Below are 23,130 nucleotides of genomic sequence, written 5' to 3'. Positions count from 1 at the left end.
CAGGTATTAATTAGGAGTGGCTTAAACGTGGATATCGAGTAAGCTGCCGATGACTTCGTTGTTTTTATCAACAACGGAAGCACCAATGCGATTGTAGGTTGAGGCTTGGGTGAGACTTACCAAGGGTTCGATTGGGTTAGAAGGCAAATCAGAAGCCTTATTGAACTCAAGTTCGTTGCCTTTTACTAAATCGACTTTATTGAAGGCGAGATCATTTTCTTTTATGAAGTCTTGCTGAATTTCATGCGCAGCACCTTCAGCCATCTTATGCGATAGCTGAATCATATTATATCCGGACTGTATTCCTGATACTGGCATGGTTACTCTCTCACTTTTTATGCTTTTGTTAGCATAGGAAGTGTTGATAATTCGTGCAAGTGCTTTATTTGAACTGTTTGATTACGCAAACAGTTTTGAAAGCATATCACGCTCTTCAGAAGAAAGAAGCGGACTCTCTTTTTTATTAAGGGATAGATTAATTTCACCTTGAAGTGACTTTAACTGAGAAGCCGTCAGTTCATTAATCTTCTTTCTTAATTCATAAAATTCTTGAGTAGTCATCGTGACCTCCCCACATTTCTTGGGTTTCTCCTTCATCAACCCACCTCAGCAACCCTCATGGTCACAATCAAACAGTGTTCTAATATGGTTAGATTAGATTTTGAGTGGTGATTTTTTGTCCGAGAAATGTCAGATGGTGTCAAATGACATGTAAGAATATTCTTATGAATAAGTCTGCTAATCATAAAGGAGTAGAATCATAACCTACTCCTCTGGAACAGTGTTCTTAATCAGTTTACGCGCACGGCAAACTTAGAAGCCAGTGAATGCAACTCGGGTAACATGCGATAGATTAGGTGAAGCTGTTGAAGCACCATTCGTGCAGAATGATCATCTTCATCACGCCACTCATTTAATCGTTGTTCCAAATTCGTGTCATCGATCGAGGACAAATCGCATTCTTCACAATGTTGATGCAGTTGTCGGTGCAGTACGTCTAGGTGCTGGTGAATACAACGGTGTGCATCCAGAACGAGTTGGTGAATCGACTCATCCTCAATCCTTGTCCGGTGTGCGCCCAGTGCTGAAATGTAACTCAACATCGCGTGGTTTAGCGTTAGGAAGCGGAAACTCTCATCCACGGCTGTACGGTACTTACCCGGTTCCGCCAGCATAGTGCTGATGGCTGAAGAGAGGTTGGCATCGGTATTGTGCGCCTGGCGACGAGCAATTCGATAGCTCAAGTTATCTTTCTTACCAATTCGGTACTGACCGATGATCTGTCCAAGATATTGCTTGTTGGCGTCGATTGCATCAGACATGACTTTATGCAGACGTTTTGATTGCCAATCAGGCAGAATCACCATAACAGCACCAACCGCTAACACACAGCCAATCAAGGTATCTGCAAGGCGAGGGAGCACCACAGCGTAGCCTTCGCCCAATTGGTTAAATAGGAACAGCACGAGTAAGGTGATAAAGCCTGTCGCATAACCATAGTTGTTGATGCGAAACGCAAAGAACATCACGCCGGATATCACAATGAAGACCAACTGGCTTTCTTGGGAAGGGAAGAAGGTGAGCAGTGGTACGCCAATCAACAAGCCCGCTAACGTGCCAATCACGCGCGCAGTAAGCTTCTGTCTTGTCGCACTGTAGTTTGGTTGGCAGACAAACAACGTGGTCAGCAATATCCAGTATCCACGATCAATATCGAACGCTTGAATGATCCCATACCCTGCAGTAAGCGCAATCGACATGCGTAAGGCATGACGAAACAACATTGAATCCTTGTTCAAGTTAGCTGAAATGCGTTGCCACATTGCTTTAAGCGTGTGCGGATTGGTGTCATCCAGTACGTCTTCTTCCAATCGTTCAGCATCTGGGTTGTTGATGTTACTCAGCTGCTTTTCCACGGTCGCAAGGTTATTGAACAGGTACGTTAACTGAGCCAATAAGCGCTTCCAGTGACTTTGCTGTTGTTCTTCTAAATAACCCAATGAGTTTTGTAATTCCGCTAATGCCAATATGGATTGATCAGTGTGCGTGTACTCGTTTCCCAACCGAATCGCATGAGCGATATCGCGGCAAGCTTGGGCTTGAGACTCAAGCAAATACTTAAAGCGGAATAAGACGTCAGAGCGTTCGAATTCCGTCGCCAAATCTTGATAGCGATAATGGCTGGAACTCACGCGCTCGTGAATGTCTTGTGCAATAAAGTAGATATTGAGGAAGCGGTCACTCGGACCATCAATATGCCCGCGTTTGGAGCGGCTAAGCAGGGTTGCCTTACAAGCATTCAATGCATTTACGGTGGCTGCGTTTAATCTTGCTGCTTCAATACGCATCGGCTGCGGGGTTAAGTTCGTTACTGGATGAAACAGCTTGGCTTTCGCATCAAGGTAATTGGCGATTTGCAGGAACACAGTTGCCAGACTTTGCTGAACAGGCTGCATTGGCCAAAACATCTGCCAAATCATCGACATAAAGTAATACCACGCAGCGCCCGTTAAAAGCAGCAACGGTTGGAACCAAATATTGGTACTCTCATGTGCCCCAAGCATGGTGTAGATGGCGATCAACAATGAGCCAAATGCAATGCTGGCGTACTTAGGTCCGATTGCTCCTAGCATGATGAAGCCGAACGTCGAGATAAACAGACCGATCGCAAATGCCCATGGCGTATCAAATAAGATCTCTATTGAGAAAGCAGCGACCGCAAAACAGATAAAGGTGAGAAAGAGGGCTTTTATCCTACCTGTAAAGCTGTCATCACTCTCTGCAAGTGCAGCGGCAATGACACCTAGAATCAGGGGCGTGATTAATGTGTTTTGCTGGAAGTACCATGCGGGGATCACGACGCCTAGTAGAGTGATCAGAATAAGAATGCTGTAGTTGAGAGTTTTGTTTGCCCAAAAGAGGCGGAATTTTAAAGCTGCTTGCACGATGCGCCTTTCGTTGCCGGTGGAAAACGAGAGAAGTTTAACAAACTCACTATAGCGCGTTTATGACCTAATTTAATAAAAATCGTCACTTGCTTAGGAAATCAACAGATTTGTCATTGACTTAACGAATCTACACGGATGAAAGAATATACCGTTGTTCACAAATTCAACAGTAATGTGAATTTTAATTAAGAATACAGACAGAAGGCGATTTGTGCTTCATCCATCGCTACAATTTAGCGGTCTAAAATGATATAAAACGGGAACTTCTATATCAAAAGGCGCACCTTTCATGCAGCTTACTGCCTCTAATAAAGCACAGTTTTTTATTCAAAATGAGTATTACCAAGTCGAAATAAAAGAAAACAGTGTTTTATTAAGCTCAGTGGGTAGTGAAGAACACATCCCGTTTACGATTTGGAATGGCAAAGTTAGCGTGAAACGTGGTCTTCTCTGGAGCTCACTTCAGTTTTTTGCTCATGAGCAAGATGGCAAGCAACAAAGCTGGCTTGTGCAAGGTTTACCTTGGCCGCAGTGTCGTAAGTTTGCGGTCGAAGCCGTGCGTCAGTATCAAGATTGGCATAACACCCAATGTCGTAAACTCGCGGAATATCTACCCAAGTGGGAAGATGAGCTGTATCAACTCAAACATCTTCCAGCCTACTTACCTCACTCAAAAGTGCAGTCTTGGGTGACTCAACTGAACGAAGAGCTCATTGAAATCAAAACCAGTTTGGCAGAAGCGAAAATGCGCATGCCTAAACGTATGGCGGAGATTGAACCATGGCTTGCACAAACCTCGCAGACGTTGAGTGAGCGTAACCATGAATGGTTAGAGAACGAACGCCCAAACTGGGAAGTGCTGTTTAGCCGAATTGAATCTTCGCCGCTTAACCTTTCTCAGCAGCATGCGGTGCTCCTTAACGATGACCATAACTTGGTACTAGCCGGAGCTGGTTCAGGTAAAACTAGTGTGCTGACAGCGCGTGTGGCGTACCTTCTACAAAGCCATCAAGCACAGGCAGAAGAGCTGCTGATGCTGGCCTTTGGCCGTGACGCTGCCAAAGAGATGAAAGAGCGATTGGTCGACAAAGTTGGCTTGGCGGCAGAAAGTGTTCGCGTTAATACATTCCATCAACTTGGTTTGCGCATCCTAAATCAAGTTGAGACTCAACCCGTGGAAATCAGCCCATTAGCGCTTGATGATAATCAGCGCTCAGCCTGGTGTATTGATTGGCTTAAGAAACATTGGATGACGCCAACAAACTTTAAGCGTTGGCAAAAGCATCTAGATAAATGGCCGATTGCGTACTTGAAAGGTGACGATGAGCTCGGCAGTCACTCGGAAAATCCTAAACTGATTGCTTGGTTAGATAACCAATTGTCTCAACTTGCATCGGTTGGTTTAACTAAGAAACAAGTACAAGAAAAGCTAGTTAATCACCAAGACTACACTCGTTTAAACAGTGAGTTGGCACTTTGCTGGCCGTGCTTTAGTGCGTGGCAAAAGATGCTCAAAGAAACCAATCAAGTGGACTTCCCAACTATGATCAGTCGTGCGACCGATTACGTTAAGAAAGGGAAATTCAGTTCACCTTGGCGTTTTATTATGGTGGATGAATACCAAGATATTTCTCCTGATCGCTTGGCGTTGATTGAGGCTCTATGTGAATCCACAGAGAAGCAAGCAGGTGCAACCTTATTTGCTGTAGGTGATGACTGGCAAGCGATCTACCAATTTGCGGGCGCAGATGTGGATTTGACGACAGGATTCCAAGATAGATTCATTCATTCGACGGTGCATCACTTGGATACGACCTATCGCTTCAACAATCAAATTGGTGATGTAGCAAATACCTTTGTGCAAGAAAACCCGTCGCAATTACCGAAGACACTAAACAGTCACAAACAACGTAAGCAGAAAAGCGTTCATACAGCACCAAGCAACCAAGTTGAGAAGATTCTTGACCAGCTTAACCAACAGGCGAAGAAAACCAAATCTGTGTTGTTGTTAGGACGTAATCATTACCACAAACCAGACTTATACGATGACTGGTTGAAGCGATTCCCGAACTTGGATATTCGCTTTATGACTTGTCACGCGAGTAAGGGTAGAGAAGCAGACTTTGTAATTATTCTATCTGTGGACGAAGGGCAATTCCCTGCGAAGAAAAAACAAGCTCATATTGATGGTGCGCTATGTGAGTCGAAAGACAAGTATCCATACGCAGAAGAACGTCGTTTATTCTATGTGGCAATTACGCGTGCGAAGGAAAAAGTGTGGATCACGCACACGGGAGCAGGGTCCTCATTTGTTCAAGAGCTGGTAAATGGTGATTATCCCATCGTGACGTCAAGATAAGGTATACCTGTTATCTGATTACAACAAAGGCGATACTCAGTATCGCCTTTGTTTTACTTGTGATGAGTTTTATTTGTGACGAGTCGATCCGCTCAGAGGAATTAAGTGCGCTCTGCTATATATGCGTCGTAGTCTGGCACTTCAATATCAACTTCTTGGTCGATCAGTGGAGAGTTGAATAGGAACTTCGCTGTCGCGCGGTTCGTTGCTACAGGAATGTTCCAAACACTTGCAATACGTAGTAGTGCCTTTACATCTGGGTCATGTGGTACAGCATTTAGCGGATCCCAGAAGAACACAAGAACATCGATATTGCCTTCAGAAATCAGCGCTCCAAGTTGCTGGTCGCCTCCCATTGGACCACTGATCATGCTCTTGATCGCTAAGCCCGTTTCTTTGCTTAGCATGTGACCCGTTGTGCCAGTCGCATACAAGAAATGGCTTTGTAGCTTTTCTTTGTTCTCTTTTACCCAACGAAGCAGTTCAGGTTTGCAATTATCGTGGGCAACCAATGCCACATGTTTGTGCGCAGGCATGGTACGAGTTGTTTTTTGCATCAAGTTATTTCCGTTTTTATGATTTTAAAGTCGTTCCGGTTCAATAAAACACACTTTTTGCCTATCAATCAACAGCCTTAACGCTGAATGTCGGCCTATATTCTGACGGAGATAACGATTCTTCAATTGTATCGTCGTGAAGTGTCTTTGGCGTCAATGGTTTGATCTGTGGAGACGCATGTTTTTCATACGGTTGATGACGCAAATAGTGCGTCGCTTGAAGGACAGACAAACGGCCTTGTTCCACCATCTTATCGGTTGGAGCGAATAACACCTTATGACGCAATAGTCCACGATACACACCATGACTGAGATACACGGAAACCAAACCAATGTCCTTGGTTTTGTTTGCACTGCGTAGTTCACTGATCGCGGCTTCGATCGCAACGGCACTACCGACAATGTAGTCGATATCGCCCATATCAATAACACGCTGAACTAGGTTACGCTGTAACTCTTTGTCATTGTCAGCCCAGTAAGAATCCACGATGTGAATATCGCTGTTCTTTATTGCTTCGTAGAAACCTGTGGTAACCGGTTTGGTACCACCACGCGTTCTTGGACCAAGCAGTAGGGCAATATTGGTTTTACCCGAGCCTTTAGGGTGCTTTTCTGCAAGGTATTTGCCGGCTTCATAGCCCATCCAATACCAGTCCACACCAACTACGCCTTTAAGCAATTTGGTTTGCTCTGCATCAAGGTCGAGTTGATTTACGGTAGCAAATACAGGCGTATTACCAACCCAGTTTCTCAGGTTGTGCTCATAAGCTTGTGGATCAACGGTACCAAGGATAATGGCATCGGCACCCCATTGAGTGCACAAAGCCAATTGTTGCTCTTGGCGCGTTTTATTGGGATAACCGCCTGCCTCAAGTACGCGCAGGTTAACACCCAGTTTTTCCGCTTCGGAAACCATTCCATAGTTTACTGATAGCCAGTATGAATCCTTTAAATGAGGGTAAATGGCACAGATTTTCTCTGCTGCAAAACTCGGCACTGAAGCGAAAAGTGTCATTGCTAGCGCAGATTGTTTGAAAATTGTGCGAAATGAACGCTGATTTATAACCATGAAATGAAGTTCGTTGGCATAGATTAAGTAAACACTGCAAAATATAACGTAATATGTCGCCGAACACGAATATTAAGGTCAGGAAAATATGTTGCTAGCTACCGCAAGCATCGGTCGTAAACTGTTATTGTCCTTCATTGCGATGGCAATGTTGGTGATGTTATCAGCATTAATCGGTGTATCAGGGTTTTCTCTGGTGGCAAAAACGGAAAGGAACGTGGTAGATGCTGCCATACCAGCAATGATTGAAGCTCGACAAGTGTCAGAGCTCAGTACCCGCATCATTTCATCGGTTCAAATGTTGTCCAATGCGCAAAACGAACAGGAGCGTAAAGAGGCGGGGCGCGTCTTATTTGATCAGCTTGAGTCCTTACTTACTCACATCAAAGAGCTGGGTGGAGAGTCTTTTGATTCACAATTGCTAGAGGCATTGGAAAATAACGTCCAGAACGTCATTAACAACCTGGCGGAGTTAGGTGTCACGGTAGAACGCAAGCTTTGGCTAGCGAAAGAGATCGATACGCGTGTAGAAGAAATGCGCTTATTGAGTGAAGAGTTGGAGCAACTTACGCGTACTCAAGTGCAAAACACCAGTACCATTGCCGTTGCGAACGTGACGCATATTTATGATTTGCTTGAATCCAACAAGAAAGATCAAGTGTATCAAGCGCTAGATGCGTTAGTGGAAGTCGACCTAGACCTGACCGAACGACTTCACGAGCTGCATTTACTCGCCTTCAAGATGCTCAACCAAATTGAAGAAGCGCGCACACTGACTAACGTAGACCGCATTCAACAGATCCAAACTGCGTTCGAAGACAACCTAAAAATCATGAAACGCCGAGTGTTAGCGGTAGAAGACCCAACGCGCTCAGAGCAAATGAGCCAACTTCTTACTGAACTGGGTAAACGTCAAGTTGTCTTCACCATTTTGCTTCAACAATATGAGAACAACGAGCAGTCTCAGCAACTAATGCAAAAAACGCTTGAGCTTTTCTCTGAGTTAAACAGCACCGTAAACAAGCTGGTGGATGACTCTAACCAGACTACCCGTATTGCGGTTGAACAACTGACAAGTACTTTGAAATTTGCTCAGTGGTCGCTGACGGTCATTTCGATCATTGGTTTGATCATTGTTGTGCTTATTCTTTGGCGTGTGGTTTACGTGTCGGTCGTGAAGCGCTTGACAGAATACTCTTCGGCGCTGCTTTCTGTTGCGCAGGGCAACCTAGCGGTAGAGCTGGAAGTGAAAGGAAAAGATGAGCTGGCGCATATGGGGCAAGCCATCATTACTGCTCGTAATACGGCGCAAGCCCTCAAGGTGGTTGCTGAGGGCGAAGCGAAAGCCAAGCGTGAATTGGAAGAGCATAAAGAGCACCTCGAAGAGCTGGTTGAGCAACGAACTTCTCAGCTGAAACAAGCAAACCGCCGTTTGAATGAAGAGGTGTTGAACCACGCGAAAGCACGTAAGCAAGCAGAACAAGCCAGCCGAGCGAAGTCTGCCTTCCTTGCTACTATGAGTCATGAGATTCGTACGCCGATGAATGGTGTGCTTGGTACGGCACGTCTGCTGATTGATTCCGGTTTGAACCCAATTCAAAAGCGTTACGCAGAAATCATCAACCGCAGTGGTAAAACGTTGCTGGCGATTTTGAATGACGTTCTGGATTACTCGAAAATCGAAGCCGGACATTTGGAGATCCGCAGTTTAGGTTTCGACTTGCACCAAATGATTGAAGACACATTCCAGTTGATGAACGGCAAAGCGCAAGAGAAAAAACTGCTGTTCTCTTACCATATCGAAAGTGATGTAGGACGTTACTGGAAAGGGGATGTTACGCGCATCAATCAAGTTCTAAATAACTTAGTGGGTAATGCGATTAAGTTCACCGAACAAGGTGAGATTGACATCTATGTCAGCTTGAACCCAGAAGATGAATCGCAAGTTCTGTTCGAAGTCTCGGATACCGGTATTGGCATTGCAAAGAAAGACCAAAAAACCTTATTCGATGCCTTTACACAAGCTGAAGGCGGTTTGAATCAAACTGGTGGTACCGGGTTAGGTCTTGCTATTAGCCGCCGTATTATTCAAGCAATGGGGGGCCGTTTGGATGTGGATTCGGACGAAGGACATGGCAGCCGTTTCTGGTTTTCCATTCCTTTAGAAGAGAGTGAGCCTGTAGAGACGGTTTCCATCGCGAGCGCTCGTTGTAAAGTGAAAGCGAAAGTTCTGCTAGTAGAAGACAATCCTGTAAACCGTGTTGTGGCGGAAGGTTTCTTAGAGAGCATGGGACACCAAGTTATCATGGCAGAAAATGGCTTAGAGGCGGAGCAGATCATTGACAAGCACGATTTCGACATTGCACTGGTCGATATCAACTTGCCAGATTGTAACGGTGCTGATTTAATCCACCGCCTTAAACGCATAGAGCGCAACAAACCAGCGGATAAAGCACTTGCACCTACGCCAATGGTGGCGGTTTCTGCTCATGTATTTGCTGAAGAAGTGGAAAGCTATTTGGCGGCGGGATTTGATGGCTACTTACCAAAACCTATGGAAAAAGAAGCTCTTGCTGCGCTCATCCAAGATATGTTGGATGGCAAACAGCTGCTGCTTCCTCAAAGCGGGGAATGCATCCCACATGATGAAATAACAACAACGACCGACAACAACGAATCGGCGGTCACAACAGACACGATAGCAGAGGAGCCAGCAATGGTTATCATCAACCCTAATGTGATTCAGTCAGACATGAAGATTTTGGGCAGAGAAAAGATGCTGCACATCATTGATTTGTTCAGACAAACCAGCGCTGATGTACTAAGCCAAATGGAAACGTCTTCAGAAAGCGGTGACAGCCGAGGCGTGAAAGATCTTGCCCACAAATTGAAAGGCAGCGCAGGCAGTTTAGGTCTGACGGCATTAATGAATACATGCCAATGTGTTGAAATTGCCGCTGAGCCATTGGAGGCGTACGCTACACACCAAGGTGCACTAAAAGAGCAAGTTGATGAGTCGATTCATGCCCTTGATAACCTGATGGCTGAATAAACGTCTATTTTGCTACCTGCTTGAGCCAGAAGGTAAATTCGAGCAAGTAGATCAATGCCGATAAACAAAAACCTCCGGTTTACGCCGGAGGTTTTTTTCTATTCGGTCAGATCATCTTCCCACTCAAACCGAGTGTCTAATGCATAAGGATCATCTTCGAACGGATGCTCCATTCTGCCACGCAAGTATTCGAGTTGGTGCTCAAGCATGTTGACCGTATCGTAATCCCCCTCTGAGCAAGCAACGTAAATCTGTTGCTCGAGAGCGGCAATGTTGTCTCGGATACTCATGAGAACCCCCTTAAATCATCATCGATTCTCAAAACGATTATAGTCAAGTAAACCAAATTCGATCGGTTGATTTGTACGATACCAATCGTGGATACGATCGCTAAACGGCCAGAACTTTTCTGAGCTTCGGCGAATCGCAAAATTATCCAGTAACTTAACGTAATCTGACTCGGATTTTAGAGCACTAAATTGATCGACAAATTCTTTTACCTGATTTTCGTTAATTGAGAAAAACGCAGCTGGGTAACTGCCAACAACACCTCGAACGATGGTCATATCATCATTTGCGAAGTCACGGTTACTTTCTTCATCAAACAAACTAGAAATATTGATATGCGCGTTATTATGCAGCAGGGTAAACAGCTCATCTTGACCGGAATTACTGCGCACCATCAGCATGGTGATTTGCGGCACAGTTTGGAGTCCCTCTCCACGAACTTGGTTGATGCTTGCCAACTGCTGCTCACTCTCCACCGTTAGTGCGGTATCTACAATGTCATAACGTGGTAACAGGATAGGTGAAACCTGCTTGCGCAAGATGTCGAGCAGTTCGGATTTCGGGTCGTCAGTATGGTACACAACGCTAGTCGGTTGGCTAAATGGTGCGACATTACGCTGCAAAAAGTCGCTTAGCTGACGCGGTTGATCTTGGTACCAACTTGAGTGCTCTTGATGACGCATATCGGCAGGCAATAGGGCAATAAAATTACTCTCCCCTTCAAGACGAAGGAAGTCCATGAACATACGAGTGATCAACTGATGACCAAAGTTGCCGTAAACATCAAACCCAGCAACGAGAAGGTAGTGAATTCGCTCAAGTAGGGCATAGTCCAGCACCCAAGCTGTTTTTGGTTGTTCTCCGACTAAACCCTGCACGACAGATGCACTGTCAAAGTGGCGGAATACCGTTAGCGCTGCATTCGGATTGGTGTCGTTACCATCCCAAATCACATCCGTAGAAAGATGCTCGCCGTTTTTGAACCATTTGTTGATGAAGTCTGATTTAGCCTCTAGGTAACGAGCTTGCTGGCGTGAGTACTTCACCCAGTTTGTTACTGGTACGGTATTGCTTTCTAACTCGCCCGGAAGCTTCAAATTGTCTGCTTGGGAACGATAAAACTCGTTCACCTCGGGAATATCCGCTTTGTCTGGATCGAGGAAGAACACCCAGAAACGGTCGTTAATTACATTCAATGCTAATTGACCGCGACACACTGGACCTTTGATGTAAGCCATAATGGTGTTTTGTGCATTATCCAGCATGAACTTGAAGCGAGATTTCACTGGTAGGTCAATGAATGCAGTCATCGGGTTAGCAGCGACTTCTGGCTCGTAGCTTGGCAGTTGTGCCACTTTGTAATCGGCATCAATGAACCACTTTTCCCAGTTATCAATGCGTTGTTTATTCAAGGCAAACGGCATGTGGGTCTTATCCACGATAGTGCCTTGCTCTGGAATAATACGGTAGTAAACGCGTTCCACTTTGGGGTCATCATATGGACGACGTGTGGTAATGCGTTTTACAGGCTCGCCGGGAGGCGTCGCAGAGCGAACTAATATAAAGAATCGAGGTTGTTCTCCATCTAATTCAGAGAAATATAGGTGAGACAAGAACAGATGTTCGTAAATGTAGCGAGCAGCAAGTTGATTCTTACGAGAGCTCTTGTTGAGTAACGCTTCGTACTTGTCTACTTCTGTTTGTTGTTGCTCGGTTAACGGTACATGTGCGTTCATGATCGCGCCGTTCTTTAACCAAAGCATCAATGTTTGATACTCCGCGGAAGTTAAGTTCGGCATACCAAAAGGCATTCCCCATGTTGGGTTGTCTCGCTCATATTGCGCGTATTCTTCAATGGTTGGACAGGTTTGTTCACGATCGATAGAAAAATCGAAGCCTTCTAGCTGAACTTGGTCGGGAAGAGGGTGACGTTCCTTTTGTTGCAGCATTCGTGCAATTAGACCTGCATCCATGTTAGCCGCCATGCTCTGCTCACGTTCGTTAAGCACAGGATGGAAGCCAGCGTCACGCCACTCCTGAGTGGTTTGTGCATCTTCAAATAGACGAGTTGGGGCAGCGGCAGTGAGGCGAGTGCCTTCATATACTAAAGCTTTGCTTGCTCCGCGGTCTATGCCTTCTACGGAAGAAAGTTTGAGCTGACAAGGGGCATCGTAGCAGGCATGGCAAACCACACAGCGATTATCAACAATAGGTTTGACGTCATGTTGAAAGAAATCCGCTTGTGGCGTATCAATCGTTGCGGTTCGCTCGCGAACTTGCTCAGGGCCAAACAGTTTATCGTAGTTTAGTCCTGCATAGGTCGCACAACCCGCAAATAGAGTGGCAATAGACAGTGTAAAAATTAAACGTAAATTCATTGAGTTATTTTGAGTAAATTGAATTTGCGTTAATTAAAGCAAAATACGCCGCTAAATACCAAAAATCGGAGCAATTCGCCCCGATTTCTGAGTTGTTATCGTTAGCTCAATGGCAATGTACTCACTCGAACCTAGAACGCGTAAGTGACGTTAAATCGGAAGTCTCGACCAGGGCTCGCATACCCTTGTGCTACTGGGCTTCCGATGTATGCCATGTATGAGGCATGGTCGAAGTAGTACTTATCAAAGACGTTCTTCACCGATAGGGTTAAGGAAAGTTCTTCATCAGCTAATGGCATCCAGTATGCGTAAACGTCATGCACACCATAGCCTGGCTTTTCTGGATGGACGGTTGGATCCGCTACATCGGTCAAGCGTTCAACAAATCGAGCATTCCAACCAAACTCAAGGGTTTCCATTGGTTGGTAGATAAGATCAAGTACCCAAGTATCACCAATCGATGTTCCCAATGTGGAATCTTCATCAGAAAGCGGTGTGCCGTTTAGCTCTGGACGGGATTGGTTGTAACTCAATCGAGCTGATACATCAGCAATTGCATAGCCTAAGTAAGCGGTAACACCTTGGTTATCCAAATCGCCCACGTTGGTGTAAACCGCGTCTTGGTTTGTTACCACGTCTTTGATTGTGCTATCGAAGAAGGTGACGCCAGCAAAGAAATCATCGTATTGGTAATTTGCCCCTAGCTCTAAGTTGCGTGCTTCTTCAGGTTTACGATTTGGGTCATTTTCGCGGTAGTCGATAACAAACAGTTCTTTGATTTGTTGACCACGGAACGCTTCCGCATAACTAGCAAATAGGTTCAAGCCTTCCAACGCATTGTAATTAATACCTACGTTAGGGCTAAAACCGTTTGAGTCGAAGTCTTGGTCCTTGTTATCGGTTAACTCGTACCAATCGTAACGAGCACCAGCGGTTAGAATGATGGTTTCTGTTAACATCCAATCATCTTGGACAAACAGACCATAGACTGTGCCTTTTTCTTCATCATCCTTTTTACCATCGTAGTTGGTTTCAAATTCCGATTTGTCTTTCTTGTAATCCAAGCCATAGACCAAAGTGTGGTCAGTCAATTTACTCGTGTTGAATATCTTTATACCAGTAGTCTGGATCGAACCATCACTGGTGCCCCAACGGGGGTGATCTTTATGAGCTAAGCGACTATCGGTGTAGTAGAGCGTGGTGTCTAAATTAAACAATTCGCTTGCTGCGTATTTGTGATTCAGAGTAAAAGTAGAACGATCGGTTTCTTGATCGAGAGGCGCATTTTTAAAGCTTGGCTGGAAGTGAGGGCGATTTAAACGTCGACCATCATCATTGCGGTAATCGTAACTGATAGATAAGTAATGTTCGTCATTCAACTGACCAGAAAGCTTTAGAAGCGCAATTTGTTGCTCTAACGCTGTGTAGGGTTGTTCCTGACCTTTACCGTCTTCGATGTTATCGCCGTCGACGTAACCAAATGAAGCCAGAAGACCAAGCTGATCAGCGACTTCTCCGTATAAACTTGCTGAAACCTTGTAACCCTCATTATTGGTGTAATAACCGCCTTTTAGCATCGCACCATAGGTTTCACCTGCGGCAAGGAGATCGTGTGCATCTTTAGTGGTGAACTTAATCGCGCCACCGAGTGCACCAGGTCCGTCTGTTGCACGACCTGTACCAGCACTCACATCAACTTGCTTGAGAAGTTCAGGTTCAATAGAGAGTCGACCTTGATGGTGGAATAGGTTACCGGATTGCTCCGCACCGTCGATAGATACATTCAACATGGTATCTTCCAGACCACGGACATAGACCTTTTGAGAAACGCCAGAAGATCCACCGACGCTAACTTCTGCATCTTTACGGAAAATGTCGTTCAAGTCTTGCGCTTGGGATTTAGCGAGCTGATCGGAATCGATTGTGATATCGACGCCTTCAGGCGTGTGCCCAGTAACTTCGACAATTTCGATGTCATCCTTGGCGTATGTCGCTTGTGATGCAACCAAAAGCGCGATGGTAAGTGGGCTTAGCTTAAATACGGTTGAAGCAGACACCGTAACCTCCATTGTTAATGAGAATTATTATCGAGTGAGATTTTGGTTATTCTTCCACTCTGAGTAAACGACTTTTACAACTGTTACAATCCTTGCAGTGAGCTGGAGTTAGCGTCGTTTAGGTAATGAAATATCCATCGTCAATCCCTTTGGTTCTGCGTTGTAAGCGGTGATCTTGCCGCCTACTGCTTCGATGTGGCGCTTGGCGAGCGCAAGACCTACACCAAAGCCTTTTCGGGATGTGACTTGGTTATTTGCTTTAAAGAAAGGTTTGAAGATTTGTCGATACAGACTAGGGTCGATACCCGGACCTGAATCAGTAATCAAGATTTGATAATGATTGGATTTGGTGAGAACACGAATGTCTAACGTTTCTTTTGTTTGTGTGTATCGCAGACCGTTACGAATGATGTTCTCCAAAGATTGGCTGAGCGCCATTTGGTTCGAGTCTTGTAGAGGAAGAGAATGATCTTGCAGCAATGAAACCTGTTTATCCGGGTATTCAAAACGCGCATCTTCTACGATGATTTCAATTAGCTCGGCGAGATCAAACGACTCGGTTCTTAAGTTTGGTTGCTCATTTTCAATCCACGCAAGGGTCAGTGTGTCTTCGGCGGTCGCTCGCATTTTTTGAGTATCGCTTTTGATTCGTTCTAGCATTTGCTCGCGTTCGATATTTTTATCTACGCAGTCAATTGCCATCTCAATTCGAGCGAGTGGGGTACGTATCTCATGTGACATGTCCGCAATAAGGTTGCGGTTGTGCTGAATCACATCTGACGTTCGTTCCGCCATTTTGTCGAAAGTACGAGCGACTTGGCTAATCTCGTCGTTGCCTAGTTTCATGGTATGCCCAATACGGGCAGAGTAATCGCCCTGACTGAAAGCTTGACTGGCACGATGAAACTGCTGCAAGGGGCGCATGACATAACGGTACAAATACACAGTCAGTGCTAGTAGAGAAAGAAAGGGAATCACAAAGCGAAACAACCAAAACGCGTGAGACATGTAGGTTCCCGGTCGCATTCGATCTGGTAGCAGAATCAAAAAGTGGTATCCGAATGGAGAGAGTGGGACTTCCATAATTGGGTTGTCTGGGAAATCGAGGTGAATCTTCCACTCTACACTTCGACCAATTCCATAACCTTGCCAAAAACGTTGGTTGAGCGGGTTCCCTCCTTTCACGTCAAGATGGGATTGCAACACGGTTGCCCAAGTTGATTCTTTGATAGCAAGCTCTTCCAGCCAAACATCAAGTCCGTGCCAATCTTGTTGGTCAATGAAGGTTTGTGCGGTATTGCCCCAATCTAAAATTTGTTGACGATGAGACTTCTTTAAATAGCTCATTTTCTCGTTAGAGAGGATGGCAGCACTATGAATCAGAGAGAAAAAGATCACCACTCCAAGGGATAAGACGATAAATAGCCGCCAAAACAGCATTTTTTTCATTTAAAAATGTATCCCTTGCCATGAACGGTTTGGATGCGATCGTTAGACATTCCCTCTGCGATGAGGCGCTTGCGTACTCGGCTTAAGTGCATATCAAGAGCACGGTCGTATTGACTGAACTGACGCTCTAGAACGGTCTGATAGAGAAAGGGTTTACTTAACACTTCACCGCGATGTTCGATTAAAGTCCAAAGTAACTTGAACTGAATCGGTGTGAGTTGAACAGGTTCCATTTCTAGGCGGTGATGAAGCGTAACGGAATGCGTCTGCTTACTGAGAAGAAGCTCTCTATCACTGAGTTTTGTGGCAGAGTTAGGTTGTTGAATCAGTTGGGTTCGGCGCAGTATCGCTTCAACACGTAAGCTAACCTCGGTGAAGTTACAGGGTTTAGTAATGTAATCATCAGCACCACATTTAAGACCTTGAATCCGATATTCTTCCGCACCGTAAGCGGTGAGCATGACAACGGGGGTTTGCGACTGAGATCGAATCACATTGAGCACTTCAAATCCATCAAGGTTAGGTAGGTTCACATCTAAAATCACCAAGTCGAACGTTTGTTGATGAAATGCGCTTACTCCATCGTCACCACTGTACATAGAACTCACGTTGTAACCTTGCTCTTTGAGTAGTTCTGTGAGTTGAAGGTTGAGGTCGGGATCATCTTCAACTAACAAAATAGAAGGAGCAGTTGAGGGAGCACTAGAAGACCAGTTTTGATGAGAAGTGCTAGCGGCTGACGTTGGACTGAACATGTTGATGCATTACTCATTATTTGATAATGCGAACTATTATCAAAAATCAACTGGTGAAAATCAATGTGCTGAATGAGAAAGCTATCAGTTATTAGTAATAGAGCGTCAAAGTGCGACCTAATTAGAAGTTTCGTTATCTGAGAGGGAGGTGATGCGAACGTGTGATATAGGGCGGTCAATTAGTAAAGAACAAGCGACCAACGGATAAAAGTGAAAAAAGAAAACCCACCAAGGCTGGCGGGTTTTTTCGGTAGTAGCAAAAGAAACTATTTCATTTTCTTAACTTCTTGCTGAAGTTGTTCTAGCTGTTTCATTTTCCCTTGTAGACCAAGAGATTGGTAGCTAATTGATGCAGGGTTCATCATTTGACCTTGCTGCATTGGGTAATCCGGTAGTGTCTTGAAGAACTCACCTAGCACGTCTTGGATAGGTACGAACAACCACATGTTGTCAGCCATCCAGCGCAGGTACATACCAGACTCGTGAGGCGCTTTCTCGAATGGGTCAGCACGTAGGTGGATGATCTTCGGCCAGTTTGGTGCGAAGCGTACCGCGTCCGTAATGTTACCTTCTAGTGTTGCGAAATGCAGTTTCCAATCGTTCCAGCGAACTGCGTTTAGCTCACCGTTTGCTGTGAAGTACAGTAGTGATTCACGCGGACCTTTCTCTTCTTTACCTTGGAAGTAAGGCATGAAGTTGTAGCCATCAATATGTACGCGCCAGTCTTTGCCATTTGCTTTGTAGCCTTTAGCCAGTTTCTCTTTCACGTCAGGAACGCCTGCTGCTGCCATCAGTGTTGGTAACCAGTCTTGGTGCGCCATCATTTCGTTGATCTTAGTACCTGGTTCGATTACGCCAGGCCAACGAACGAGCTGAGGAACACGCATACCGCCTTCCCATGTCGTGCCTTTTTCACCGTGGAATGGTGTTGCACCGCCGTCAGGCCACGATACAGTCTCTGCACCGTTATCGGTTGAGTAGATAACGATGGTGTTGTCTGCGACGCCTAGCTCATCCAATTTGTCCAGTAGAATACCCACTTGATCATCATGCTCTAACATGCCGTCGGCGTAGATACTGATGCCAGATTTACCTTGGTATTTCTCTTGAAGGCGAGTCCATACGTGCATGCGTGTTGTGTTATGCCAGATGAAGAAAGGCTTGTCCGCTTTTACGGCTTTTTCCATGAACGCCAATGACGTTTCTAGGAATTCTTCATCGGCATGTTCCATACGCTTACGCGTCATAGGACCTGTGTCTTCGATCTTACCGTCAGCAAATGACTTGATTACACCGCGAGGGCCGTAGTTTTTACGGAATTCAGGGTCTTTCGGGTAATAATATGTTTCTGGCTCTTCTTCAGCGTTTAGGTGGTAAAGGTTACCAAAGAACTCGTCGAAACCATGGTTAGTTGGCAAGTGTTGGTCTTGGTCACCCAAGTGGTTCTTACCGAACTGAGCCGTCATGTAGCCTTGCTCTTTTAGCAAGTCTGCAATGGTCGGTGCCCAATCAGGGATACCGTGAGTTGAGCCTGGCATACCAATTGTAAGCAAGCCTGTACGGAACGGTTCTTGGCCTGTGATGAATGCTGCACGGCCTGCAGTACAAGATTGCTGACCGTAGTGATCAGTAAATAGTGCACCTTCGTTTGCGATACGGTCGATATTCGGGGTTTCGTAACCCATCATACCTTGGTTGTATGCACTGATGTTCCAGTAACCAACATCATCACCAAAAATCGCTAGGATATTCGGTTTGTCTGCCGCCACTGCTGCGCTTGAGGTTGCCAGTACGCCGAGACCGACAGCCAGCTTGCTCATTTGGTTAGCCATAAAAACTCCAAATTGGTTGAAAGTTGGAAGAGAAGCTTAGGGACCGCCTACGCTTCGTTGGCTATTAAGTTAATGATGCAATTGAAGAATGTCGCTTTATAGTGTTTATAACCATAAGTTATGCAGACGCGTAACTCTTTGTTTTCTTGGTTTAATATTCAAACCTTACCTTTTGTATGGAAAACTGAAGCGAGACTTGGGTCACGTTAATTCCCCTTTGGTTTAGAGCTTATAAGACCTTAGTTTTAACTTAATTTTAATTATGCTATTGGATTCGCATTAGTCTGTTTTGTGAGCTATACGTTTGTGTGCAGGATGCACTTTTCTAATACAGACAGAGGTTTATATGACAGCGAATTATGGCGTTAAACGCCGATTAGCGATTCTTGCCGCTGCTTTTATCGGCGCGACAAGTAGCAGTATCGCAGCAGAAAAACCGAACATTCTGGTTATCTGGGGTGATGATATTGGTCAGTCGAATATCAGCGCCTATACGTTCGGCCTCATGGGCTACAAAACCCCAAACATCGATAGAATCGCAAAAGAAGGTATGATGTTCACCGACTACTATGGCGAACAATCATGTACCGCGGGTCGCTCCACCTTTATTACGGGTCAAACAGTGCTGCGAACCGGCTTGAGTAAAGTTGGTCTTCCGGGGGCTGACTTAGGCTTGCAAGCAGAAGATGCAACGATTGCAGAAATGCTTAAACCTTTAGGTTATATGACGGGGCAATTTGGTAAAAACCACTTAGGCGATAAAGACGAACATCTTCCAACCAATCATGGCTTCGACGAATTTTTTGGCAACCTTTATCACTTGAACGCTGAGGAAGAACCGGAAAATGTTGATTACCCGAAAGACCCAGAATTCCGTAAGAAATTTGGTCCTCGTGGTGTCATTAAATCCTTTGCTGATGGCAAAATTGAAGATACGGGACCGCTCACTCGTAAGCGAATGGAAACCGTAGATGAAGAAACGCTAGATGCGGCACTTGATTTTATGGATCGTGCGGTGAAAGCCGACAAACCGTTCTTCGTCTGGTGGAATGCCACACGCATGCATTTCCGTACTCACGTTAAAGAAGACAACTTGGGCAAAACTGGCATCAGTTTTTATGCCGACGGTATGGTTGAGCACGATAACCATGTTGGTCAGCTATTGAAGAAAGTGGATGATCTTGGCATTCAAGATAACACCATCGTATTTTACTCCACTGATAACGGTCCACACATGAACTCCTGGCCAGATGCAGGTACAACGCCATTCCGTGGTGAGAAAAACACTAACTGGGAAGGCGCATTCCGCGTTCCCGCGATGGTTCGTTGGCCGGGTAAAATTGAGCCGGGAAGCGTGTCTAACGAGATCATGCATCATATGGACTGGATGCCAACATTCCTAGCGGCAGCAGGCGATGATCAAATAAAAGAGAAACTCCTAAAAGGCTATAAAGCAGGAGATAAGACGTTCAAAAACCATCTTGATGGTTACAACTTCCTGCCTTACCTAACTGGTAAAGAGGACAAAGGACCACGTGAAGAAATCTTCTACTTTACAGACGATGGTGATTTGAGCTCACTGCGTTTCCGCAACTGGAAGATCGTATTCCTAGAGCAGCGCGCGAAAGGTACGTTGCAAATTTGGGCTGAACCGTTTACACCGTTGCGTGTGCCTAAGATCTTCAATCTACGCATGGACCCATACGAAGTCGCAGATATTACGTCGAACACCTATTACGATTGGTTGATCGACCATGCGTATATGCTTGTTCCTGCACAGGCTTATGTGGGCAAGTTCTTAGAAACATTCCAAGAATTCCCTCCAAGGCAGAAAGCTGCGAGCTTCTCACTTGATCAGGTGATGGAGAAACTGCAAGAAAGTCACAATAAATAGATTGATTGCAACCAAATGTGGGGCTCTTCGGAGCCTCTTTTTTGCGCCTCGTTTGAGTTTTTCTTAAAACCTATGTAATTGCTTGTCTAAAAAGAAAAAACACTTCTATCTTTGATCAGAGAATAAAAAGAATCACACAAGGACAGTTATGACTCAGTGGGCAAGTTGGAAGCAGACCTTAACTGGTCTTGCAGCGCTCGTCAGTTTTTCTCTGTTTGCGCAGGAAACACCGCAATCAACCGAATCATCAACGCTAACTTACGTAGGCAGTGAAGCTTGCGTAGATTGTCACCAAAAAGAAACCAAAGCGTGGCAAGGATCTCATCATGAAATGGCGATGAGGCATGCTGATGCACAGTCCGTATTGGGTGACTTTAACGAGCACACGTTTACATTCGAAGGAAAGCCAAACCGTTTTTATCGAAAAGGGGACGAGTATTGGGTCAATATCCAAGGTCTAGACGGAGAGTGGCACGACTACAAAATTAGCTACACTTTTGCGTGGGAACCGCTTCAACAATACATGGTGGAGTTTGAAGATGGACGAGTTCAGCTCATTCCTTTTGCATGGGATTCGAGAACCAAGCAACAAGGTGGTCAGCGCTGGTTTCACCTATATCCAGATACCACGCCAAAAGATGAATTCTACTGGACGAATACGGGGCAAAATTGGAACTTCATGTGTGCCGATTGCCACTCAACGAATCTAGAAAAGAACTACGACGCCAAAACCAATACGTATTCAACCACGTGGTCTGAGATCAATGTGGGTTGTGAAGCGTGCCATGGTCCTGCCAGCGAACATGTAGAGCTTGCCAAACAAGCGGAAAAATCTGGAAATACCATCGTCTCAGCGAATCACTATGGCTTTGATCGAGATTTAGGTCTGGCTGTAAAAGAATGGGTCTACGAAGAAGGGCACAGTACGCTCCAGCCAAAAGAAATAGCGATGACGCACCAAGTTCAAACGTGCGCGCAGTGCCATAGTCGTCGTACGCAGCTCAACGAAACTGAAGATCACGTAAAAGGTTCGTTCCTAGATAAATATCGTCTTAGCTTAATCACACCAGAGCTCTATTATCACGATGGTCAAATCTATGACGAAGATTACGTCTACGGTTCATTTTTGCAATCTGCCATGGCAGAAAAAGGCGTTACTTGTACTAACTGCCATGATCCGCATACCGCAGAGTTGAAGATCCCAGAAGAAGCGGTTTGTGCTCAGTGCCATATTGCATCTGACTACATGCCGGAAAATCACACTTTCCATGAGGCAAATACTGAGGCATCGCAATGCACAACTTGTCACATGCCAGAAACGACTTACATGCAAGTGGACCCGCGTCGTGATCACAGTTGGCATGTGCCGCGTCCAGATTTGAGTATGCATATTAATACGCCAAACGTCTGTACGTCTTGTCATGAAGACGAAACCAATCAGTGGGCAGATAAGAAAATAGGCGAATGGTTCCCGAATTCAAAATACCGAAATCAACAACACTTCGCGGTCGCATTTTACGCGGATTCTATTGGTCATCGTGGTGCGCCTGATGCATTAGCATATTCGGCTCAAGACGCATCGTTAAGCTATATTATTCGTGCGTCTGCTTTAGAACGTATGGGTGGCAATGCCGGACAGAACACTTTGGTTTCATTAGCGAGGGCAGTAAAACATGAAAGCGATATGATCCGTTTGGGTGCCGTTGCTGGTTCTTCTGGTTATGAATTTAGCGATCGTTGGCAAATTCTCGAACCATTACTAACTGACCCAGTATTGTCCGTTCGCGCTGAAGCCGCGGCTGCTTTGGTTCGTCATTATCCAGAAATGAATCCACTGCAACGCGACAAGATCAGACAACCACTGGAAGACTATATGGAAATCCAGCGTTTCAATGCAGATCGAGGCTTTGGACGAACCAACCTAGCAAATGTCTATCGAGCTCTTGGAGAAACAGGTAAAGCCATTGCGTCTTATCAAAAAGCCATTGAAATAGAGCCTTACTTTGAGAACAGCTACGCTAACTTAGCAGATTTGTACCGTACACAAGGTAACGACAGAAAAGCATTAGAAACCTTGATGGCAGGGATTGAAGCGCAACCTAAATCGAGTGCTTTGCCTTATAGCGCTGGTTTGGCATGGCTTCGTGTTGGAGATGGCGTTAAGGCAAACCAATATTTGAAACAAGCGGCTGAAATGGCAGAACACAACCCGCAATATTGGTATGTGTATGGCTTGGCGTTAGAGAAGAGTGACATACTCGCGGCAAGCAAAGCACTGAGCACAGCCTACCAAGTGGGTGGAAATCCGCAGCATTTGTACGCCGAGTGTGAAGTGTTAGCGCGCAACTATAAACAAGGGACCGTAGCTTTTGCTTTTGAACAATGTGTTAAGCAGCTTGCAGAAGTGGCTCCAGCGGAGGTTGTTCAACAATTACGAGCTACAATTTCAAATTAAAATTGGCGGTAAGTTATTGGCTATAAATGGTTACAAA

The 23,130-nt window shown here is 45.3% G+C and carries 15 protein-coding genes; 4 read left to right on the top strand and 11 right to left on the bottom strand.

Features of this window, described 5'->3' with window-relative positions; translation table 11 throughout:
- Positions 1 to 21: 21 nt before the first annotated feature.
- The 3 genes from VHA02S_RS18255 to yccS all read right to left on the bottom strand — a co-directional run bounded on the left by VHA02S_RS18255 (position 22) and on the right by yccS (position 2,945).
- Positions 22 to 285, bottom strand: a complete 264-nt coding sequence (locus VHA02S_RS18255; RefSeq protein ID WP_038898239.1) for a hypothetical protein — start codon at positions 283 to 285, stop codon at positions 22 to 24.
- A 114-nt stretch (positions 286 to 399) separates the two neighbouring features.
- On the bottom strand, positions 400 to 561 hold the full coding sequence (locus VHA02S_RS18250) for a hypothetical protein (RefSeq protein ID WP_009697258.1): 162 nt from the start codon (positions 559 to 561) through the stop codon (positions 400 to 402).
- A gap of 230 nt (positions 562 to 791) precedes the next feature.
- On the bottom strand, positions 792 to 2,945 hold the full coding sequence (gene yccS, locus VHA02S_RS18245) for a YccS family putative transporter (protein WP_017188884.1): 2,154 nt from the start codon (positions 2,943 to 2,945) through the stop codon (positions 792 to 794).
- Positions 2,946 to 3,237: 292 nt separating this feature from the next.
- On the opposite strand from yccS, the gene helD reads away from it, so the two are divergent.
- Complete coding sequence (gene helD, locus VHA02S_RS18240) at positions 3,238 to 5,307, top strand: DNA helicase IV (protein WP_009697256.1); 2,070 nt, start codon at positions 3,238 to 3,240, stop codon at positions 5,305 to 5,307.
- Between the two features lie 101 nt (positions 5,308 to 5,408).
- On the opposite strand, the gene VHA02S_RS18235 is transcribed toward helD, so the two are convergent.
- Positions 5,409 to 5,864, bottom strand: coding sequence for a methylglyoxal synthase (locus tag VHA02S_RS18235; protein ID WP_005447220.1), 456 nt, complete (start codon positions 5,862 to 5,864; stop codon positions 5,409 to 5,411).
- A 64-nt stretch (positions 5,865 to 5,928) separates the two neighbouring features.
- Positions 5,929 to 6,978: a TMAO reductase system periplasmic protein TorT gene (gene torT, locus VHA02S_RS18230; protein ID WP_080573709.1), complete on the bottom strand. Its 1,050-nt coding sequence runs from the start codon at positions 6,976 to 6,978 to the stop codon at positions 5,929 to 5,931.
- A gap of 43 nt (positions 6,979 to 7,021) precedes the next feature.
- On the opposite strand from torT, the gene torS reads away from it, so the two are divergent.
- The gene (torS, locus tag VHA02S_RS18225; RefSeq protein ID WP_009697255.1) at positions 7,022 to 9,985 is read left to right on the top strand and encodes a TMAO reductase system sensor histidine kinase/response regulator TorS; all 2,964 of its coding nucleotides are present in this window, start codon (positions 7,022 to 7,024) and stop codon (positions 9,983 to 9,985) included.
- Between the two features lie 98 nt (positions 9,986 to 10,083).
- Here the strand turns inward: torS and VHA02S_RS18220 are convergent, their stop codons facing one another.
- The 6 genes from VHA02S_RS18220 to VHA02S_RS18195 all read right to left on the bottom strand — a co-directional run bounded on the left by VHA02S_RS18220 (position 10,084) and on the right by VHA02S_RS18195 (position 18,744).
- Complete coding sequence (locus tag VHA02S_RS18220; RefSeq protein WP_005447215.1) at positions 10,084 to 10,275, bottom strand: hypothetical protein; 192 nt, start codon at positions 10,273 to 10,275, stop codon at positions 10,084 to 10,086.
- 18 nt (positions 10,276 to 10,293) lie between these two features.
- On the bottom strand, positions 10,294 to 12,651 hold the full coding sequence (locus VHA02S_RS18215; protein WP_038898241.1) for a fatty acid cis/trans isomerase: 2,358 nt from the start codon (positions 12,649 to 12,651) through the stop codon (positions 10,294 to 10,296).
- Positions 12,652 to 12,782: 131 nt separating this feature from the next.
- Positions 12,783 to 14,708, bottom strand: a complete 1,926-nt coding sequence (locus VHA02S_RS18210; protein WP_080640360.1) for a TonB-dependent receptor domain-containing protein — start codon at positions 14,706 to 14,708, stop codon at positions 12,783 to 12,785.
- Between the two features lie 108 nt (positions 14,709 to 14,816).
- On the bottom strand, positions 14,817 to 16,157 hold the full coding sequence (locus VHA02S_RS18205; protein ID WP_038898244.1) for a sensor histidine kinase: 1,341 nt from the start codon (positions 16,155 to 16,157) through the stop codon (positions 14,817 to 14,819).
- Complete coding sequence (locus VHA02S_RS18200) at positions 16,154 to 16,912, bottom strand: response regulator transcription factor (protein WP_038898245.1); 759 nt, start codon at positions 16,910 to 16,912, stop codon at positions 16,154 to 16,156. Before VHA02S_RS18200 ends, VHA02S_RS18205 begins: the two co-directional genes overlap by 4 nt.
- Before the next feature lie 266 nt (positions 16,913 to 17,178).
- Entirely contained in the window at positions 17,179 to 18,744 is a 1,566-nt protein-coding gene (locus VHA02S_RS18195; protein WP_005447193.1) for an arylsulfatase, read from the bottom strand.
- Positions 18,745 to 19,090: 346 nt separating this feature from the next.
- Here VHA02S_RS18195 and VHA02S_RS18190 point away from each other — a divergent pair, with 346 nt between their 5' ends.
- Positions 19,091 to 20,638: an arylsulfatase gene (locus VHA02S_RS18190; protein ID WP_005447192.1), complete on the top strand. Its 1,548-nt coding sequence runs from the start codon at positions 19,091 to 19,093 to the stop codon at positions 20,636 to 20,638.
- Positions 20,639 to 20,786: 148 nt separating this feature from the next.
- On the top strand, positions 20,787 to 23,093 hold the full coding sequence (locus VHA02S_RS18185) for a multiheme c-type cytochrome (RefSeq protein ID WP_038898246.1): 2,307 nt from the start codon (positions 20,787 to 20,789) through the stop codon (positions 23,091 to 23,093).
- Positions 23,094 to 23,130 lie beyond the last annotated feature (37 nt).

The sequence above is a fragment of the Vibrio harveyi NBRC 15634 = ATCC 14126 = KCTC 12724 genome, from assembly GCF_001591145.1.
Lineage (GTDB): Bacteria > Pseudomonadota > Gammaproteobacteria > Enterobacterales > Vibrionaceae > Vibrio > Vibrio harveyi.
Note: the sequence above shows the minus strand (reverse complement) of the source record. Positions and strands in the feature narration are given on the sequence as shown.

Bases quoted from the DNA above. Each gene is read 5' to 3' on its own strand.
- VHA02S_RS18220 (WP_005447215.1), bottom strand. From the start codon at position 10,275: ATGAGTATCCGAGACAACATTGCCGCTCTCGAGCAACAGATTTACGTT.
- VHA02S_RS18185 (WP_038898246.1), top strand. From the start codon at position 20,787: ATGACTCAGTGGGCAAGTTGGAAGCAGACCTTAACTGGTCTTGCAGCG.
- VHA02S_RS18250 (WP_009697258.1), bottom strand. From the start codon at position 561: ATGACTACTCAAGAATTTTATGAATTAAGAAAGAAGATTAATGAACTG.
- VHA02S_RS18255 (WP_038898239.1), bottom strand. From the start codon at position 285: ATGATTCAGCTATCGCATAAGATGGCTGAAGGTGCTGCGCATGAAATT.
- torS (WP_009697255.1), top strand. From the start codon at position 7,022: ATGTTGCTAGCTACCGCAAGCATCGGTCGTAAACTGTTATTGTCCTTC.
- VHA02S_RS18205 (WP_038898244.1), bottom strand. From the start codon at position 16,157: ATGAAAAAAATGCTGTTTTGGCGGCTATTTATCGTCTTATCCCTTGGA.
- VHA02S_RS18195 (WP_005447193.1), bottom strand. From the start codon at position 18,744: ATGGCTAACCAAATGAGCAAGCTGGCTGTCGGTCTCGGCGTACTGGCA.
- VHA02S_RS18200 (WP_038898245.1), bottom strand. From the start codon at position 16,912: ATGTTCAGTCCAACGTCAGCCGCTAGCACTTCTCATCAAAACTGGTCT.
- VHA02S_RS18215 (WP_038898241.1), bottom strand. From the start codon at position 12,651: ATGAATTTACGTTTAATTTTTACACTGTCTATTGCCACTCTATTTGCG.
- VHA02S_RS18235 (WP_005447220.1), bottom strand. From the start codon at position 5,864: ATGCAAAAAACAACTCGTACCATGCCTGCGCACAAACATGTGGCATTG.
- helD (WP_009697256.1), top strand. From the start codon at position 3,238: ATGCAGCTTACTGCCTCTAATAAAGCACAGTTTTTTATTCAAAATGAG.
- VHA02S_RS18190 (WP_005447192.1), top strand. From the start codon at position 19,091: ATGACAGCGAATTATGGCGTTAAACGCCGATTAGCGATTCTTGCCGCT.